This window comes from Pseudomonas sp. BJa3, from assembly GCF_026343815.1.
Classification (GTDB): Bacteria; Pseudomonadota; Gammaproteobacteria; order Pseudomonadales; family Pseudomonadaceae; genus Aquipseudomonas; species Aquipseudomonas soli.
In genome coordinates, this window is sequence record NZ_JAOXMC010000014.1 from 125,506 (window position 1) to 140,891 (window position 15,386).

The window sequence follows — 15,386 nt, forward strand, 5'->3', positions numbered from 1 at the left end:
TCTGTTCAAGGCCGCCGTGTCCATCTCCGGATCGGCGTCAGGAAGAGGATCGATCATGAGTGACCCCGTGACGTATTTCTGGATTGCCTTGGTGGCGATCCTCCTGCTGGTCGACCTGTGGGCGATCATCAGCGTGTTTCGCAGCGACAAGTCCGATGGCGTGAAGGTCTTGTGGTCGCTGCTGCTGGTGGTGTTCCCCGTGGTCGGGCTGGCCATCTGGGGTGTCGCCGGTCCGCGAGGCATCAAGCGTGGCACCGGACCGACTTCACCCGAACACAGCAAAGGTTAGGAGAAACGCATGAAACAGCAGGAGGATCGTCGCCCGCGCGAATCTGCGGGCGAAGCCGAGCGCGACAACGACGCCCATCGGCCAGACGGCTCCACCGGCACCCGGCATGACTCGACGGCGCAGAAGACCGCGCGCGGCAAGGGCCGGCGCCAGGGCTGAGCGCCGGCCCGGCCTGTCAGCTACGGAAGAAGGCGAGCAGGTCTTGGTTGATCACGTCAGCGTGGGTGGTGGGCATGCCATGGGGGTAGCCCTTGTAGGTCTTCAGGGTGCCTTTGGCCAGCAACTTGGCCGACAGTGGCCCCGAATTGTCGTAGGGCACGATCTGGTCATCGTCGCCATGCATCACCAGCACCGGCACCGTTACCTTTTTCAGCGACTCGGTGAAGTCGGTCTGGGAGAACGCGACGATGCCGTCGTAGTGCGCCTGGGCGCCGCCCATCATGCCCTGGCGCCACCAGTTGAGGATCACCCCCTGGTCCGCCTTGGCACCGGGACGGTTGTAGCCGTAGAACGGCCCCGCCGGGATATCTTGGTAGAACTGCGCGCGGTTGACCTTGAGCTGGGCCTGGAGGTCGTCGAACACCGATTTGGGCAGCCCGCCGGGGTTGCTGTCGGTCTGGACCATCAACGGCGGCACGGCGGCGATGATGGCGGCCTTGGGCACCTTGTCCTCGGGATGGCGAGCCATGTAGTGGATCACCTCGCCACCGCCAGTGGAGTGCCCGACATGGAACGCCCCCTCGACCCCCAGGTGCTTGACCACCGCCGCCACGTCGTCGGCGTAGTGGTCCATGTCGTGGCCGTCCCAGACCTGGCTCGAACGGCCATGGCCACGGCGGTCATGGGCGACCACGCGGTAGCCTTCGGCGACGAAGAACAGCAGTTGCGCGTCCCAGTCGTCGGCGCTGAGCGGCCAGCCGTGATGGAAGAAGATCACCTGGGCGTCCCGGGGGCCCCAGTCCTTGTAGAAGATCTCGAGTCCTTCCGGGGTTGTGACGTATGCCATTTCGCGTCTCCTGATTCTAGGGTGTGGAACGAGCTTTGCGGCGAAGGCGGGCCATTGAGGGTTCACTGGCCACCGGACAACTCTAGGATTAAAGTGCACTTCAAGGTCAATGCAATTGCAAAGGTGCTGCATGAGAATAGGAGAGCTGGCCAAGCTCACGGGCCTGGCCCCGTCGCGTATCCGCTTCTACGAGGCCAGTGGGCTGATCAGCTCGGTCGAGCGCAAGGCCAATGGCTACCGCGACTACGATGCCGATGCCGTATGGGTGCTGGAGATGATCACCAACGCCCAGGCTGCCGGGTTTTCGCTGGAGGAGATCCGCCGCTTGCTGCCGGCCAAGGCCAAGGGCTGGCAGCACGATGAACTGCTGGGCGGGCTCAGGCGCAAGGTTGAGGAGATCGAGCGCCTGCAGGAGCGTCTGGCACGCAACAAGGCGCAGCTGCTGCTGGTGATCGAGGGCATCGAGAGCAAGCCCGAAGGCATGCAGTGCGTGGACAACTCGCAGCGGGTGCTGGAGCGGCTGCGTGAGGAAATGGTCCAGGAAAAGGCGCGGCGGGGAGCGGACCTGTAGCAGCGCCGCTGCCACAGGGTGCCTGCGTCGTTTCAATCAAGCGCCGCCAATGGTTTGGGCGCATACAGCGCGCTCTGGAACTCGGGCACATACTCATACTTGAGCATCCGTCCCAGCTGCAGCTCATGGATATAGCGCGACAGCTCGCCATCACCCAGTACCAGTTCCGCTGAATCAGCCTGCATGCTCGAGGCATGGCTGACCTGCCGCGAGGTGGCGTAGCCGAAGGCCAGGCGGCCCTGGTGATCGAGGTTGGTGAAGCTGTTGGTCACAAGGCCTGGCTCGTGGGACAGCCCGTCGAGCTTCCTGGCCCTGAACACCACGTCCACCTTGCCGGACCTCGCATCGACGATATCGTAGGTCACCGCCTGGGCGTCCTCGCGCCGGTCGATCCCGGTCAGCCACTTGGGCAGATTGTAGCCCACCACGCCGCGCACCCGTGCCAGCTCGGTGTTGACCGGCAACTTGAGCACATAGCCCCAGAAATCCTTGGCCATCGACTGGCCGACCAGAGAGAAGGGCCCGAGGTTCGCCTTGCCGGGTTCGTTGGTAATGATCGACACGGCAACCTCGTTGTAGCTGTCGTTGTCGCAGTAGTCGTAGGTGTAGGCAGTGAACGCCACCAGGCCGCGCCCAGGCCAGACCTGCAGGGGCTGCACCCGCTCCAGCACGGCGGCGGGCATCAGCGCCCGCAGGCGTTCGAGATCGGCGGTGTAGACGGCGGTGACACGGCTGTTGCGGTAGTAGAAGTTTGGCGAGTACGACTCGAACCCCATGTCGACCCGGGTTTTCTCCAGGCTCTTGAACCAGCTCAGGTCAATGTCCGGCGCCTCGGCCTGGATCACCGCCAGCGGCGGGTTGGAGCGGTAGCGGTCGTACAGCCCGCCCTTGAGCACCGGCACCGGGTGCCCGGCGATGTCAATCTGCGTGGTGCCGGCATGCTCAGGAAGGCCGTTGGCGGCGTGGGTGACGGGCATAAGCAGGGCGCCGGCCAGGGCGGTGGCGGTTCCGAGGTTCACGGTGCGGTATCTCCAGGGTGGATGATGTCGGGGCTGCGTAATCACCCTAACGTTCAACCCAACTTGAGAGTCAATGCCGATTTTTTGGCCGGTTCAGGGCTTGACCTTAAAGTTGACTTTAAAGCTAACGTCTGCGGCACGAACTTTGTTGAGGTAACGCCGATGGACGTGTTCTCCCCCCTGACCCTGCCCAATGGCGCGGTCATCCCCAACCGCATCGCCAAGGCTGCCATGGAAGAAAACATGGCCGACGCCAACCATGCGCCCTCCGACCGACTGATGCGCTTGTACGAGGCATGGGCGCAGGGTGGCGCCGGCCTGCTCATCAGCGGCAACGTGATGGTCGACAACCGCGCCATGACCGGCCCCGGTGGTGTGGTGCTGGAAGATGACCGGCACCTGGAGCGTTTTCGCCAGTGGGCCGCCATCGGCCGCTCGAAGGGCGCGCAGTTCTGGTTGCAGATCAACCACCCCGGCCGGCAGATGCCCGCGAGTCTGGGCCAGGAAACCTGGGGCCCGTCGGCCGTGGCGCTGGACCTGGGCAGTATGTCCAGGCATTTTTCCACGCCGCGGGCGATGACCCACGAAGTGATCGAGGATGTGATCCGCCGCTTCGCCAACACCGCGCGGCTGGGGGAGCAGGCGGGCTTCAGTGGGGTGGAAATCCACGCGGCCCATGGCTACCTGATCAGCCAGTTCCTTTCGCCCCTGAGCAACCAGCGCACCGACCAGTGGGGCGGCACTTTGGAAAATCGTGCGCGACTGCTGCTGGAGGTGGTCAAGGCGGTGCGTGCAGTGGTGTCACCCGGCTTCGCGGTGGCCGTCAAGCTCAACTCGGCGGACTTCCAGCGTGGCGGCTTCAGCGCAGACGATGCGCGGCAGGTGGTGGTCCTGCTCAATGAGCTGGCGGTCGACCTGGTGGAGCTGTCCGGTGGCAGCTACGAAGCCCCGGCGATGCAGGGCCAGGCCCGGGATGGCCGCACGCTGGCGCGGGAGGCGTACTTCCTTGAATTTGCCCGGGACATCCGCACGGTGGCGAAGATGCCGGTAATGGTCACTGGCGGCATCCGCCGCCGACCAGTCGCCGAGCAGGTGGTGCACAGCGGCGTCGACATGGTCGGTATCGGGACCGCGCTGGCCATTGCGCCGGCCTTGCCCCGTGACTGGCAGGCGGGGGAGGAGGCGGTGCCGGAACTGCGCCCGATCACCTGGAAGAACAAGGCGCTGGCCTCGCTGGGCAACATGGCCATGGTCAAGTTCCAGCTGCGCAGGCTGAGCGAAGCCAAGGCGCCCGATCCCCAGGTGGCGCCCTGGTGGGCGCTGCTGCGCCAGCAATTGAGTGACGCCGCCCGTGCCAGGCAGTACCGGCGGCACATGGCGCGGCAGTAAAGGCAAGGAGATGTGATAATGGCCGGGCAATCACAAGAGGCACACCATGCTGACCATCTCCAACAACGTTCATCTGCCGGATGCCGAGATCGAGCTGAGCTACATTCGCGCGCAGGGCGCCGGTGGCCAGAACGTCAACAAGGTCTCCAGCGCCGTGCACTTGCGCTTCGACATCCAGGCATCGTCACTGCCGGCATTCTACAAGGAGCGGCTGCTGGCATTACGTGACAGCCGCATCACCGCCGACGGCGTGCTGATCATCAAGGCCCAGCAGTACCGCACCCAGGAACAGAACCGCGCGGACGCCCTGGCGCGCCTGGCCGAGCTGATCATCGGCGCCGCCAAGGTCGAGAAGAAGCGCCGGCCGACCAAGCCGACCCTGGGTTCGAAGACCCGGCGTCTCGACACGAAATCCAGGCGCGGTTCGATCAAGGCAGGGCGCGGCAAGGTGGACTTCTAGGCGACTACGGTTTCAGCGTCTTGCCGCTTGGCACGTGCAGGTAGGACATCACGCTTTCGGTCAGCTCCGTGGCCAGTTTCACCGCCTCCTTGTTGCGTGCCATGACCCCGGCCACCAGCCCTTCGATCAATGCGAGCACCGCCATGTTGGAGCTGGTCAGCACCGGATGATCGGCGGGTGCGTACAACACATGGTGGGCCATGGGCGCCAGCGGCGAGGCGGGTGAGTCGGTGATCGCCAGTACCGTGGCGTTGCGTTCCTGGGCGAACCGCGACAGCTGCAGGGTGTCTTGCGAATAGCGGGGCAGGGCGATGGCCAGCAGCACGTCCTGCTCGGTGATCGCCGCCAGGCGGTAGGCGGCATTCTCGTTGCCACCTTCCATGCTGATGGCACAGGTGTCCCTGCAGAACGGCACCAGGGTCGAGGCGGCCAGCCCGGCCAGGTAGACGCTGTTGCCGAAGCCCAGCACATAGACCTTGCGCGCTTCGAGCAGGCAGCCGACGAACGCCTCGAAGGTGTCGGCCTGGTTGTTGCTGGCGGTGGTCGCCAGGTTGCTGCTGGCGCACTGGATCTGTTCGTGCAGGCCAAAGTCGCCGGCTGGGCGCAGGGCAAGTTCGTTACGCAGCTTGTCCACCGGCGAGACCATCTGTTGCAGGGTGCTCACCAGCTCGGCCTTCATGCCGCTGTAACCGCCCAGGTCCAGGGCCTTGGCCAGGCGATTGACCGCCGCCGGCGAGGTCGCGGTGGCCTGGGCCATGTCCTCGATGGTCAGCGTCGCGGCCTTCAGCGGGTGGCGCAGGATGTACTCGGCGACCTTGCGCAACGACGGTGGCAGTTCGGCCAGGCTCTCCGACAGCTTGCGCATGACCGGCGCGGCGTAGACGGTGGTGTTCTTGGTATGGCTCGACATCCGGCGCGAAGCTCCCTGTGAATTGCCGGTAGTGTATCCGAAGGCGCTCCGCGGAGCGCCTCGGGGTTACTTCAGGCTGCCAGCGAGGAACTGGCGAAGGCGCTCGGACTGCGGCCGCGCCAGCACCTCGCGCGGGTCGCCGCGTTCCTCGGCCAGGCCCTGATGGAGGAACAGCAGCTGGTTGGACACCTCGCGGGCAAAGCCCATCTCGTGAGTGACCACGACCATGGTCCGGCCCTCCTGGGCAAGGTCCTGCATGACCTTGAGCACATCGCCGACCAGTTCCGGATCGAGCGCCGAAGTCGGTTCGTCGAACAGCATCACCTCGGGCTCCATGGCCAGGGCCCGGGCAATCGCCACGCGCTGCTGCTCGCCTCCGGACATGTGCGCCGGGTAGGCGTCGCGGCGATGGCTGACGCCGACCTTGGCCAGGTAGTGCTCGGCCTTCTCGCGGGCCTCCTTGCGGTTCATGCCGAGCACGTGCACCGGGGCTTCCATGACGTTGTCCAGGGCGCTCATGTGCGCCCACAGGTTGAAGTGCTGGAAGACCATACTCAGCCGCGCCCGCAGGCGCTGCAACTGGCGTGGGTCCGCCGCCCGCAGCCCGCCGCGGGGACACTCGCGCAGCTTGAGCTGTTCGCCGTTGACCAGGATCTGCCCTGCGTTGGGTTGCTCGAGCAGGTTGATGCAGCGCAGGAAGGTGCTCTTGCCCGACCCGCTGGAGCCGATGATGCTGATCACGTCGCCGGCATCGGCCTGCAACGAAACGCCCTTGAGTACCTGGTGGTTGCCGTAGCTTTTGTGCAACTCGTGGATATGCAGTTTGTTCATCAGACGGTACTCGCAGGGTTCAGTCGCTGAGCAGGCGACCTTGGCGGATGGAGGTGTTGCCGGCGACCTTGGCGAGCCACAGGCCGGGCTGGGCGAAGCGCAGGCGTTCACGGGCGTAGAGGATGCCGTCGGTGGTGGCCCTGACCACGCTGTGGCGGTCGCTGAGCGGGTCGAGCACTTCGAACAGCGGATCGCCCACGCGCACCTGCGCGCCCAGTGGCTGCAGGTAGCTGACCACGCCCGGGTGCTCGGCGTAGGCGTATTGCGCGCCGGCGAAGGGCGTGGGTTGGCAGCAGTTTTCCGGAGCGGCCGGCCACGGGCCGCGGATCATCCCCTGGTCGGCGAGGTAGCCGAGGATCTGCTCGGCGCTGGCCTGGCATTGCTCGCGTTCGGTGTCGGCCATGCCGCGCAACTCGATGGTGGTCGCCACGCAGGCCAGGGGGATCTCGGCCTCGGGGAAGTACTCGCGCAGGTGCAGCCAGGGCGCGGCGCAGGCTTCGTCGAAGGCATCGCCACCGGCGCCTTCGGCCAGCAGCGCCGCTTGCGCGCCGAGGCGGGCCGCCAACGGACGCAACTGCGCCCAGTGCTGCGGCATGGCGTACAGCAGCATCACCGACTCGAAATCGCAGTGCAGGTCCAGCACCAGGTCGGCATCGCAGGCATGGCGCAGCAGCAGGCGGCGCAGGCCATCGAGCTCCGAGTGTGGCGCGGGCAGTTCCTCAATGAGTTCGAGCATGGCCTGGCGGATTATCGTGACGTTGGCCTGGCCATCACTGCCCAGGCGGCCTTCCAAGTGCGCGGCCAGCGCTTCGGTCAGCGCCGGAAAAGCGCGATTGAAATTCTTGCCGCTGTTGAACTCGAAGCGGCCCTGGTGGGTGGCCTGGAACATCTGGCCGATACCGATCGGGTTGGCCAGGGGCACCAGTTCGATCACCGCGTCCAGACGGCCGTGGGCCTCGAGCTCCAGCAACCGGCGCTTGAGTTCGATGGCCACGCGCATCCCGGGCAGTTCATCGGCGTGCAGCGAAGCCTGGATATAGGCCTTGCGCGGGCCGCTGCCAAAGCGCAGCACGCGCAGCGAACGCTCGGTGCCGCAGGCGCTCCAGGGCAGGGTATGGTCAATGTGCTGCATGAAAGCTCCTTAGTGCTTGCGCGGGGCCAGGTATGCCAGCCAGTGGCGCTCGGCCAGCTTGAACAGGCGCACCAGCATGAACGTCAGGGCCAGGTAGATCAGCCCGGCGGTGATGAAGGCCTCGAAAGGCAGGTAGTAGCGTGCGTTGAAGGTCTTTGCCGCGCCGGTGATGTCCACCAGGGTGACGATCGACGCCAGGCTGGTGGTCTGCAGCATCATCAGCACCTCGTTGCTGTACTGCGGCAGGGCGCGGCGCAAGGCCGAAGGCAGCAGGATGCGCCGGTACAGCGTCAGGCGTGACATGCCCATGGCACGGGCGGCCTCGACCTCGCCGCGGGGCGTCGAGCGCAGGCTCCCTGCCAGCAGCTCGGCGCTGTAGGCGCTGGTGTTGATGGCGAAGGCAAGGCAGGTGCAGAAGGTCGCGCTGGACAGATACGGCCACAGCGGGCTCTGGCGCACGGCCTCGAACTGGGCCAGGCCGTAGTACACCAGGAACAGTTGCACCAGCATCGGCGTGCCGCGGATCACGTAGGTGTAGAGCCAGGCGGGGTAGCGCAGCAGGCAGGTGCGCGAGACACGCATCAGCGCCAGGGGGATCGCCAGCGCCAGGCCGCAGGCCAGCGAGATCAGCAGCACCTTGAGGGTCAGGGCAACGCCGTTCAGGTACAGCGGCAGGTTCTGCCAGATCAGTTGATAGTCGAGCGTCATCGGGCGGCTCCCCTAGAGTTCGGCGGCTTTGAAGCCGACCGAGTAACGTTGTTCCACGCCGCGCAACAGCAGCAGCGACACACTGGTCAGCAGCAGGTACAGCGCGGCCACGGCGAGGAAGAAGGTGAACGGCTGGTGGGTGGCGTCGGCGGCGTTCTTGGCCTTGAACATCATGTCCTGCAGGCCGATCACCGAGATCAGCGCGGTGGACTTGGTCAGCACCAGCCAGTTGTTGGTGAAGCCCGGCAGCGCCAGGCGCACCATCTGCGGCAGGCTGATCCGCCAGAACACTTGCAGGCCGCTCATGCCGTAGGCGGCGCCAGCCTCGGCCTGGCCCTTGGGGATCGCCAGGAAGGCGCCGCGAAAGGTCTCCGAGAGGTAGGCGCCGAAGATGAAGCCCATGGTGCATACCCCGGCAACAAACGGGTTGATGTCGATGTACTGTTGGTAGCCCAGCGCCAGTGCCAGGCGATTGACCAGGTCCTGGCCGCCATAGAACACCAGCAGGATCAGCACCAGGTCAGGGATGCCGCGTACCACCGTGGCATAGACCTCGCCCAGTCCCGCCAGCCATCGCAACGGTGACAAGCGGCAGGCCGCACCGAACAGGCCCAGGCCGATGGCCAATGCCATCGCCAGCAGTGCCAGGCTGACGCTCAGCCAGGCTCCATCGAGAATGCTCGATCCATAGCCATGAAGCATGATGAAAACCCTCGTCAGCCGGCGTTACTGGCCGTAGATGTCGAACGGGAAGTACTTGCGCTGCACCTGCTGGTAGGTGCCGTTGGCGCGGATCGCGGCGATGGCGGCGTTGAGCCGCGCGAGGTTGGCGCTGTCGCCCTTGCGCACGGCAATCCCGGCGCCGCGGCCGAAATAGTGCGGGTCGCCGATGTCCGGGCCGACCAGGGCGAAGCCTTGGCCCGCCGGGGTCTTGATGAAGCTCTCCTCGGTGTTGACGATATCGGCGAGGGTGGCGTCCAGGCGCCCGGAAACCAGGTCGAGGAAGGCTTCGTTCTGCGAGGCGTAGCGCACGATCTCGACGCCCGCCGGTTCCAGTTGTTCGGTGGCGAAGCGGTCGTAGGTCGAGGCGCGCTGCACGCCCACTTTGCGGCCCTTGAGGTCCACCGCCGGGGTTTCCAGGCGGCTGCCGGCCTTCATCGCGAACTTGCCGGGGGTGTGGTAGTACTTGTCGGTGAAATCGACCGATTTCAAGCGATCCTCGGTGATCGACATCGACGACAGCACGGCGTCTATCTTGCGTACCTTCAGCGACGGGATCATGCCGTCGAACTCCTGGATCACCCACTGGCACTTGACCTGCATCTGCGCGCACAGCGCGTTGCCGATGTCGTAGTCAAAGCCGGCGAGCTCACCTTCTGGGGTGCGGTAGGAGAAGGGCGGGTAGGCGGCCTCGATGCCGATGCGCAGGCTGGCGTCGTCGGCCTGGGCGAAGGCGCTGCAGGCACAGAGTGCCAGCGCGCCGAGAAGTCCTGTCTTGTTCATGTTCTTGACTCCGGTGGGTGGGGCGTACCGTCCAGGGCCTTGCTTGGGAGGGGCCTGGGCACGGAGAAGAACATGACATTAAATATTTCATTATGCAATACAGTGAAAATAATTGTGTCAGTGCAACTGGCTGATGATGCTCAAGCGCTATCGGGAGCCGGGCAACCAGGTGTTCGGCGTCAGAGCTGCGGCGGACACCTGGTGTCTCTCGCTAGACCGCTGTTGCCAGTACGTCGTCGGCAACATGCAAGCCTAATCCGTCCCGACCAGGTGCAAGCTCTGGCCGCAGGGTCAACGCCGGAATCGCATAATCCCCGCCGTTCTGCCGCCGGAACGGGATGGGCGCATCACTCCACAAGCCATCGAGCCGCTGGCCCAGCGCCCCACAGGCTGCCGCGAAGCCCGAGTCGTCGACCCGGCTGGTGCGATACACCGCAAACGGCGGCAGCACCTCGAACCCCGGGTAGAACAGGATGCCGTGCTGGATGGGAAACAGGATGTCGTCGAGCGGGCCGTTGATGCCGCGCTCGCTGTAATGCGAGGCCCAACCGCCCATGCTGACCATCAGCATGGCGCGCTTGCCCGCCATCCGGCCCTCGCCATAGCGATCTCCCCAGTGCCGGTCGGAGTGCTCGCCGACGCCGTAGGCGAAGCCATAGGCGTACACGCGCTCGACCCAGCCCTTGAGGATCGCTGGCAGGCCGAACCACCAGAGAGGAAACTGCAGGATCACCGCGTCGGCCCACTGCAGCTTGGCCTGCTCGGCGACGATGTCGGCCGCCTGGGTGCCTTCGGCGAACGCCCGGCGCGAGGCGTCGGAGGGGTTGAAGCGCTCGCCGGCGGGGTGTTCAACGCTGTCGTCGGCGTCCAGCACAGCCTTGAACTTCATGGCATAGAGGTCCGAGACCTGGACATGGTGACCCTGGCCTTCGAGGTGGCGGACGGCGAAGTCCTTGAGGGCGGCATTGAGCGAGCGGGGTTCGGGATGGGCGTAGACGATCAGGATGTTCATGGTCGGGCTCCGGTAGGGGATGGTCAAAGCATGCGGATACCCTGCATATTGGTGAAATGAATAGATTGAATTGCAGGTATTGCCATGCATGATTCCTTGCGAAGTCTGGACCTGAACCTGCTGGTGACCCTCGACGCGTTGCTCGCCGAGCTCAACGTCACCCGCGCCGCCGAACGCCTGCACCTCGCCCAACCGACGGTCAGCGTGCAGCTGGCACGACTGCGTGATGCGCTGGGCGATCCGTTGCTGTTGCCGGGTGCCCGCGGCATGCGCCCGACCGCCCGCGCCCTGGCGCTTCGTGGGCCGTTGAGCCAGGCCCTGGAGGCGCTACGCCTGGCCATCGCCGCCGAGCGACCATTCGACCCGTCCCAGGCACAACTGACCTGGCGGGTGGCCGCGACCGATTACACCGAAGCGACCATCTTGCGCCCTGCGCTGGGCCCACTGCGTGCGGCCGCCCCCGGCACGCGCCTGGCGATCGTCGACATGAACCCGCCGACGCTGGTGCGCAAGGCCGAGCAGGGCGAGCTGGACCTGGCTTTCCACATAGCCATCGATGCGCCGCCCGGTTTGCGCCAGCGCCCGTTGTTCGCTGACCGCTACGTGCTGGCCGGGCGCGCCGATCATCCGCGACTCAGGCGCAGGCCGACGCTCAAGCAGTTCTGCGCGCTGGAGCATGTGATCGTCTCACCCGACGGCGGTGGCTTCAGCGGCCCCACCGACGACGCCCTGGCCAAACAGGGCCTGGCGCGCAACGTGGTGCTGTCGGTACCGCGTTTCTCGGGTCTTGCGGCCATGCTGGTCGATAGCGACCTGGTGGCCATGCTGCCGCAGCGCCTGGTGGCCGGGAACCCGGCTCTCGCGGTGGTGGAGGCACCCCTGGCGGTGCCGGGCTTCGAGATGCTGATGCTGTGGCCGGAGCGGGTGCACCGCGATCCTGCGCATCAGTGGTTGCGCGAGCATCTGGCCCGGGGGGTATCGATCGCGTTGCGATAGGCGCAGGGCGCGGCCAGCATCGCCGCGAGCGAGGCCAGTACGCCGATCAGGAATACCGCAGGTACCCCTTCCTGGCGGGCGAGCAAACCGGCCAGCGGCGCCGCCAGGCCGATGGAAATATCGAAGCAGGCGTCATACAAACCAATGGCCAGTCCCAGGCTGTGCAATGGCACCGCACGCAGCGCCACCAATGCCAGCAAGGGATAGATCATCGACACGCCGAAGCCGCTCAGTACCGCCCCGAGCATCGCCTGGACGGGGCTCGCCGCCAGCCACAACAGCAACTGGCCGATGGCCTCGATGGCCAGCATCGACAAGGCCATGCCCGGCCCCCCGGTGCTGTCCACCCGAGTGCCGAACAACAGGCGGGCGCAGACGTAACCCGCACCGAAGGCGGCGAGGGCATAGCCGGCGCCGCTCCACTGATGGTGCGCGTAGGTGAGCGTGATGAACGACGAGACCGACACATAGCCCACAGTCGCCATCGCGAACACCAGACCGGGGCGCCAGATCCGAGCCAGCAGCGCCGCCAGGGGCATCGATGCGCCCGGTGTGTGGACGAGGCGGGCCGCCGGCGTGCGCAGTGCAATCAGCAGGCCGAGCAGCGGAATGATCGCCGTCACCGCCGACACCCAGGCAAAGCTTGCGACTTCACCCAACTGCGCTGCCACCGCCGCGCCGCAGGCAATACCGGCGAACATGGCGATACCAATCCAGGACAGCGCCTTGCCGGCCTGCTCTGCGCCGAACAGAGCGATCGGCCAGGTGCTGCCACCGGTAAACAGCAGGCTCTGGGCAAAGCCCATGGCGATTCGCCCGGTGATGATGGCTGCCAGACTGGCCGCAGGGGCATCCTGCAGTTGCGCGGCCACCAGGTAGCAGAGGCCGGAGGCCGCGCTGCCCAGCAGGCCCATAACCACCGTCCGTTTCGGGCCGCGACGGTCGGCAGCGGTCCCGGCGAAATGACGGGTGAGCAGGGTGGCCAGCGACTCGACGCCCATTACACACCCCACCACGAGCATGCCGTGGCCCAACTGCCCATGGACCCACAGCGGCACGCTGGCCAGCGGCATGCCCATGGTCATCAGGCCGAGGAACACCGCGGTGGCCACCGGTAGCAAGCGGCCGGTTTCGGTGTGCTGTGCTGGTTGCGTTTCAGTTGTCATGATCCAGGTCCCTGGTCAGGTAAACGGAGGGCAGGCAGGCGCTTGGGGCCACCTTGCTTTTGCCGTAGCCTATTGGAGAACCCGGGATCGATCTGGGCGATAAATTCCGCAGGTAGCGGAATTTTCGTCATCAATGGAGTAGCTGATGTACGCATCCGAACGGTTGAAGGGAATCGACGTCTTTGTCGCGGTGGCCGAAATGGGCAGTTTCAGCGCCGCCGCCGAGCGCCTTAGTCTCAGTGGGTCGGCGGTGAGCAAGGGGGTGGCGCGGCTGGAGGTGCGCCTGGGTGCGCGATTGTTCAACCGCACCACCCGCAGGTTGTCGCTGACCGAGGCGGGCGTGCTGTTCTACAAGACCTGCACCGGCGTGCTGGCTGATCTGGAAGAGGCCGAGCAGGCTATCTTCGCCGAAAGCGATGCGCCTCATGGCAAGGTACGGATCGACCTGCCAGCCGCCTTTGGCCGACTGCATGTGCTGCCGCTGATCGTAGCGTTCACTCAGGCCCATCCGCGGTTGCAGCCGCATGTATCGTTTTCCGACCGCTACATCGATCCGGTGCAGGAGGGCGTGGACATTCTTGTGCGAATCGGCGGCGGGCAAGCCTGGCCCGCGGCTCTGGGGCACCAGTATTTCGGTGCCCAGCGCCTGGCGTTCTGCGCCTCGCCCGACTATCTGACGCGGCATGGCACGCCACAGGATGAGCAAGCCCTGGAGCGCCACCTGTGCATCGGCTATGGCGAGGCTACAGGCCTGGTCACGCCGTGGTACCTGGGCGGCGGCCTGCCGGGCGAGGTCAGGCAGCGGATCGTCCAGCCACACCTGGCCATCGGCGATGGCGAAGGCATGCTTGGCGCGGTACTGGCGGGCCTGGGCATCGGCCAGCTGCCGACCTGGCTGACCCGGAGTCATATCGAGCGTGGCACGCTGGTCGAGGTGTTGCCGCAGCTCACCTCACAGGGGTTGCCGATGAACCTGGTCTGGCTGAAAAGGCGAGAAGGGTTGCCCAAGGTCCGGACGTTGCTCGATTACCTGTTGCCCCGGCTCACTGCCGAGGGCAGCCTCGGGGAGCCTCAGGCCAGGCAGTGATTCGACAGGGGCTTGGTTGCTCGGCATCCACTCATTCAAGGACAGTCAATGCTCATCGTCTTCAGCGGCTTGCCCGGTACCGGGAAAAGCACCATCGCCAAGCACCTGGCCGCAAGGTTCGGTGCGGTCTATCTACGTATCGACACCCTCGAGCAAGCCCTTCGACGTTCCGGCGAGCTGGCCGGGGAGGTCGGGCGTAGCGGCTACCTGGTGGCCTTTGAACTGGCGCTCGACAACCTGCGACTTGGTCGCACGGTGATCGCCGACTGTGTCAATCCCGTGGCCGAGAGCCGGGCGGCGTGGCGCGATGTGGCGACACGGGCAGGCATTCGGTTGGTGGATGTCCTGGTGATTTGTTCCGATAAGGTGGAGCACCGGCGCAGAGTCGAGCGCCGTGAGGTCGATATTCCGGGCTTGATGCCTCTGACCTGGGCCTCGGTGGTGAATCATGAGTACGAGTCGTGGGAAGAGGTGCCGTTTACGGTCGACACTGCCTTGATCTCTTCGGAGGAGGCTGCGCGGCTGATCGGTGAATGGTGTGTTTGCGGCGGATGAGTGTGGAGAGTCGAGGGTCCTGTGTATGTCTTCATCAGTGGTGAATTAGAAATAATTACATACTACGTGGTACGTATTGTGGTTGTTTCGGAGCCAGTGAACGCGTGATGGCCACAGGTGTTCGCCGTAACCCTTGCAGCGCCTATGAGACCGAGCGCCGCAAGATTTGTCGTCTTACACTTGGCTGCCCTGGCGCAGTCGTTCCCCCTGAAACATCAGACTTAACCGCTTCCTTGTAGGCCATTTCCCAAACATACTCCGACCGCTTTTTTTTCATTCCAAGGGCATCTAGTCTCGCCGGGTCGCTGCACATCAGCGACGCAGCTTTGACAGGTTGCGATGAACTGAAAGCAACATAGTTTCACCTGCAAGGGTGGCTGTGCATAGGGCACGCTCGCGTGCGCCGGTCTTTTCAGTTCCTCCGGTCTGTCAACCTATGCACAGCTGCCACCATCTGTTTGACAGCAGCGTGGATGGTTGCCCACATCAGGAACTGTTTATGCTCAAGATCGTCCCCGACCCACCCACCTTCCTTGAAGACACCCTGGTCCAGACCACCGAACACGTGCTCTGCGCCCTGGCCGTTGCGCAACAATCCGTCGCACTCATCTCCCGCTCTCCCGGTTCGATGTTGGTACTGGCCGCACTGCATGAGATGGAGGCAGTGCGCACGCTACTGGATTCGGCATTGGCGCAGTTACAGATGACCACGCAGTCGCCAACCCTGCACTGAGTATGAGTTGCCGGGCCGG

Annotated in this window: 19 protein-coding genes; 9 read left to right on the forward strand and 10 right to left on the reverse strand. The window is 65.1% G+C overall.

Translation table 11 applies throughout. The features are described from left to right. Positions 1 to 55 precede the first annotated feature (55 nt). Both OH705_RS18490 and OH705_RS18495 read left to right on the forward strand, forming a co-directional pair. Positions 56 to 289 (forward strand): PLD nuclease N-terminal domain-containing protein, encoded by a 234-nt coding sequence (locus OH705_RS18490; protein WP_104443911.1) that lies wholly within the window; start codon positions 56 to 58, stop codon positions 287 to 289. Between the two features lie 9 nt (positions 290 to 298). Next, the gene (locus tag OH705_RS18495) at positions 299 to 448 is read left to right on the forward strand and encodes a hypothetical protein (RefSeq protein WP_181425880.1); all 150 of its coding nucleotides are present in this window, start codon (positions 299 to 301) and stop codon (positions 446 to 448) included. A gap of 16 nt (positions 449 to 464) precedes the next feature. Here OH705_RS18495 and OH705_RS18500 read toward each other — a convergent pair whose 3' ends face one another. After that, the gene (locus OH705_RS18500; protein WP_023631430.1) at positions 465 to 1,295 is read right to left on the reverse strand and encodes an alpha/beta fold hydrolase; all 831 of its coding nucleotides are present in this window, start codon (positions 1,293 to 1,295) and stop codon (positions 465 to 467) included. A 130-nt stretch (positions 1,296 to 1,425) separates the two neighbouring features. Here OH705_RS18500 and OH705_RS18505 point away from each other — a divergent pair, with 130 nt between their 5' ends. Then, positions 1,426 to 1,866 carry a MerR family transcriptional regulator gene (locus OH705_RS18505; protein ID WP_094012164.1) on the forward strand — a complete coding sequence of 147 codons (441 nt, stop codon included), beginning with the start codon at positions 1,426 to 1,428 and terminating at the stop codon, positions 1,864 to 1,866. Positions 1,867 to 1,898: 32 nt separating this feature from the next. Here OH705_RS18505 and OH705_RS18510 read toward each other — a convergent pair whose 3' ends face one another. Next, complete coding sequence (locus OH705_RS18510; protein WP_267302737.1) at positions 1,899 to 2,843, reverse strand: acetoacetate decarboxylase (ADC); 945 nt, start codon at positions 2,841 to 2,843, stop codon at positions 1,899 to 1,901. 204 nt (positions 2,844 to 3,047) lie between these two features. Between OH705_RS18510 and OH705_RS18515 the strand changes: the two genes are divergently transcribed. Beyond that, positions 3,048 to 4,274 (forward strand): NADH:flavin oxidoreductase/NADH oxidase family protein, encoded by a 1,227-nt coding sequence (locus tag OH705_RS18515; protein ID WP_038706086.1) that lies wholly within the window; start codon positions 3,048 to 3,050, stop codon positions 4,272 to 4,274. Between the two features lie 46 nt (positions 4,275 to 4,320). Beyond that, positions 4,321 to 4,734, forward strand: coding sequence for an alternative ribosome rescue aminoacyl-tRNA hydrolase ArfB (gene arfB, locus OH705_RS18520; RefSeq protein WP_023631427.1), 414 nt, complete (start codon positions 4,321 to 4,323; stop codon positions 4,732 to 4,734). Positions 4,735 to 4,738: 4 nt separating this feature from the next. Here the strand turns inward: arfB and OH705_RS18525 are convergent, their stop codons facing one another. The 7 genes from OH705_RS18525 to OH705_RS18555 all read right to left on the reverse strand — a co-directional run bounded on the left by OH705_RS18525 (position 4,739) and on the right by OH705_RS18555 (position 10,830). Continuing rightward, positions 4,739 to 5,644, reverse strand: coding sequence for a MurR/RpiR family transcriptional regulator (locus OH705_RS18525; protein WP_094012165.1), 906 nt, complete (start codon positions 5,642 to 5,644; stop codon positions 4,739 to 4,741). A gap of 66 nt (positions 5,645 to 5,710) precedes the next feature. Next, positions 5,711 to 6,475, reverse strand: coding sequence for an ABC transporter ATP-binding protein (locus tag OH705_RS18530; RefSeq protein WP_102685258.1), 765 nt, complete (start codon positions 6,473 to 6,475; stop codon positions 5,711 to 5,713). A 19-nt stretch (positions 6,476 to 6,494) separates the two neighbouring features. Further along, positions 6,495 to 7,607: a succinylglutamate desuccinylase/aspartoacylase family protein gene (locus tag OH705_RS18535; protein WP_038706089.1), complete on the reverse strand. Its 1,113-nt coding sequence runs from the start codon at positions 7,605 to 7,607 to the stop codon at positions 6,495 to 6,497. Positions 7,608 to 7,616: 9 nt separating this feature from the next. Next, complete coding sequence (locus OH705_RS18540; protein ID WP_038706090.1) at positions 7,617 to 8,315, reverse strand: ABC transporter permease; 699 nt, start codon at positions 8,313 to 8,315, stop codon at positions 7,617 to 7,619. A gap of 12 nt (positions 8,316 to 8,327) precedes the next feature. Further along, positions 8,328 to 9,017: an ABC transporter permease gene (locus OH705_RS18545; protein WP_104443907.1), complete on the reverse strand. Its 690-nt coding sequence runs from the start codon at positions 9,015 to 9,017 to the stop codon at positions 8,328 to 8,330. A gap of 24 nt (positions 9,018 to 9,041) precedes the next feature. Beyond that, positions 9,042 to 9,818: an ABC transporter substrate-binding protein gene (locus tag OH705_RS18550; RefSeq protein ID WP_160290688.1), complete on the reverse strand. Its 777-nt coding sequence runs from the start codon at positions 9,816 to 9,818 to the stop codon at positions 9,042 to 9,044. Between the two features lie 211 nt (positions 9,819 to 10,029). Then, positions 10,030 to 10,830: an NAD(P)H-dependent oxidoreductase gene (locus OH705_RS18555; RefSeq protein WP_160290687.1), complete on the reverse strand. Its 801-nt coding sequence runs from the start codon at positions 10,828 to 10,830 to the stop codon at positions 10,030 to 10,032. Between the two features lie 84 nt (positions 10,831 to 10,914). On the opposite strand from OH705_RS18555, the gene OH705_RS18560 reads away from it, so the two are divergent. Beyond that, positions 10,915 to 11,826: a LysR family transcriptional regulator gene (locus OH705_RS18560; RefSeq protein WP_267302718.1), complete on the forward strand. Its 912-nt coding sequence runs from the start codon at positions 10,915 to 10,917 to the stop codon at positions 11,824 to 11,826. Here the strand turns inward: OH705_RS18560 and OH705_RS18565 are convergent. Beyond that, positions 11,775 to 12,992: an MFS transporter gene (locus OH705_RS18565; RefSeq protein WP_267302719.1), complete on the reverse strand. Its 1,218-nt coding sequence runs from the start codon at positions 12,990 to 12,992 to the stop codon at positions 11,775 to 11,777. The genes OH705_RS18560 and OH705_RS18565 overlap by 52 nt on opposite strands. Positions 12,993 to 13,137: 145 nt before the next feature. On the opposite strand from OH705_RS18565, the gene OH705_RS18570 reads away from it, so the two are divergent. From OH705_RS18570 to OH705_RS18580, 3 genes are all read left to right on the forward strand, one after another. Then, positions 13,138 to 14,079: a LysR family transcriptional regulator gene (locus OH705_RS18570; protein ID WP_232888222.1), complete on the forward strand. Its 942-nt coding sequence runs from the start codon at positions 13,138 to 13,140 to the stop codon at positions 14,077 to 14,079. A 48-nt stretch (positions 14,080 to 14,127) separates the two neighbouring features. After that, positions 14,128 to 14,634 carry an AAA family ATPase gene (locus tag OH705_RS18575; protein ID WP_094012175.1) on the forward strand — a complete coding sequence of 169 codons (507 nt, stop codon included), beginning with the start codon at positions 14,128 to 14,130 and terminating at the stop codon, positions 14,632 to 14,634. 499 nt (positions 14,635 to 15,133) lie between these two features. Continuing rightward, positions 15,134 to 15,367, forward strand: coding sequence for a hypothetical protein (locus OH705_RS18580; RefSeq protein WP_094012176.1), 234 nt, complete (start codon positions 15,134 to 15,136; stop codon positions 15,365 to 15,367). The last annotated feature ends 19 nt before the right edge of the window (positions 15,368 to 15,386 follow it).

Excerpts from the sequence above, each read along its gene's own strand:
- OH705_RS18490 (WP_104443911.1), top strand. The coding sequence starts at position 56 with ATGAGTGACCCCGTGACGTATTTCTGGATTGCCTTGGTGGCGATCCTC.
- OH705_RS18495 (WP_181425880.1), top strand. The coding sequence starts at position 299 with ATGAAACAGCAGGAGGATCGTCGCCCGCGCGAATCTGCGGGCGAAGCC.
- OH705_RS18500 (WP_023631430.1), bottom strand. The coding sequence starts at position 1,295 with ATGGCATACGTCACAACCCCGGAAGGACTCGAGATCTTCTACAAGGAC.
- OH705_RS18505 (WP_094012164.1), top strand. The coding sequence starts at position 1,426 with ATGAGAATAGGAGAGCTGGCCAAGCTCACGGGCCTGGCCCCGTCGCGT.
- OH705_RS18510 (WP_267302737.1), bottom strand. The coding sequence starts at position 2,843 with ATGCCCGTCACCCACGCCGCCAACGGCCTTCCTGAGCATGCCGGCACC.
- OH705_RS18515 (WP_038706086.1), top strand. The coding sequence starts at position 3,048 with ATGGACGTGTTCTCCCCCCTGACCCTGCCCAATGGCGCGGTCATCCCC.
- arfB (WP_023631427.1), top strand. The coding sequence starts at position 4,321 with ATGCTGACCATCTCCAACAACGTTCATCTGCCGGATGCCGAGATCGAG.
- OH705_RS18525 (WP_094012165.1), bottom strand. The coding sequence starts at position 5,644 with ATGTCGAGCCATACCAAGAACACCACCGTCTACGCCGCGCCGGTCATG.
- OH705_RS18530 (WP_102685258.1), bottom strand. The coding sequence starts at position 6,475 with ATGAACAAACTGCATATCCACGAGTTGCACAAAAGCTACGGCAACCAC.
- OH705_RS18535 (WP_038706089.1), bottom strand. The coding sequence starts at position 7,607 with ATGCAGCACATTGACCATACCCTGCCCTGGAGCGCCTGCGGCACCGAG.
- OH705_RS18540 (WP_038706090.1), bottom strand. The coding sequence starts at position 8,315 with ATGACGCTCGACTATCAACTGATCTGGCAGAACCTGCCGCTGTACCTG.
- OH705_RS18545 (WP_104443907.1), bottom strand. The coding sequence starts at position 9,017 with ATGCTTCATGGCTATGGATCGAGCATTCTCGATGGAGCCTGGCTGAGC.
- OH705_RS18550 (WP_160290688.1), bottom strand. The coding sequence starts at position 9,818 with ATGAACAAGACAGGACTTCTCGGCGCGCTGGCACTCTGTGCCTGCAGC.
- OH705_RS18555 (WP_160290687.1), bottom strand. The coding sequence starts at position 10,830 with ATGAACATCCTGATCGTCTACGCCCATCCCGAACCCCGCTCGCTCAAT.
- OH705_RS18560 (WP_267302718.1), top strand. The coding sequence starts at position 10,915 with ATGCATGATTCCTTGCGAAGTCTGGACCTGAACCTGCTGGTGACCCTC.
- OH705_RS18565 (WP_267302719.1), bottom strand. The coding sequence starts at position 12,992 with ATGACAACTGAAACGCAACCAGCACAGCACACCGAAACCGGCCGCTTG.
- OH705_RS18570 (WP_232888222.1), top strand. The coding sequence starts at position 13,138 with ATGTACGCATCCGAACGGTTGAAGGGAATCGACGTCTTTGTCGCGGTG.
- OH705_RS18575 (WP_094012175.1), top strand. The coding sequence starts at position 14,128 with ATGCTCATCGTCTTCAGCGGCTTGCCCGGTACCGGGAAAAGCACCATC.
- OH705_RS18580 (WP_094012176.1), top strand. The coding sequence starts at position 15,134 with ATGCTCAAGATCGTCCCCGACCCACCCACCTTCCTTGAAGACACCCTG.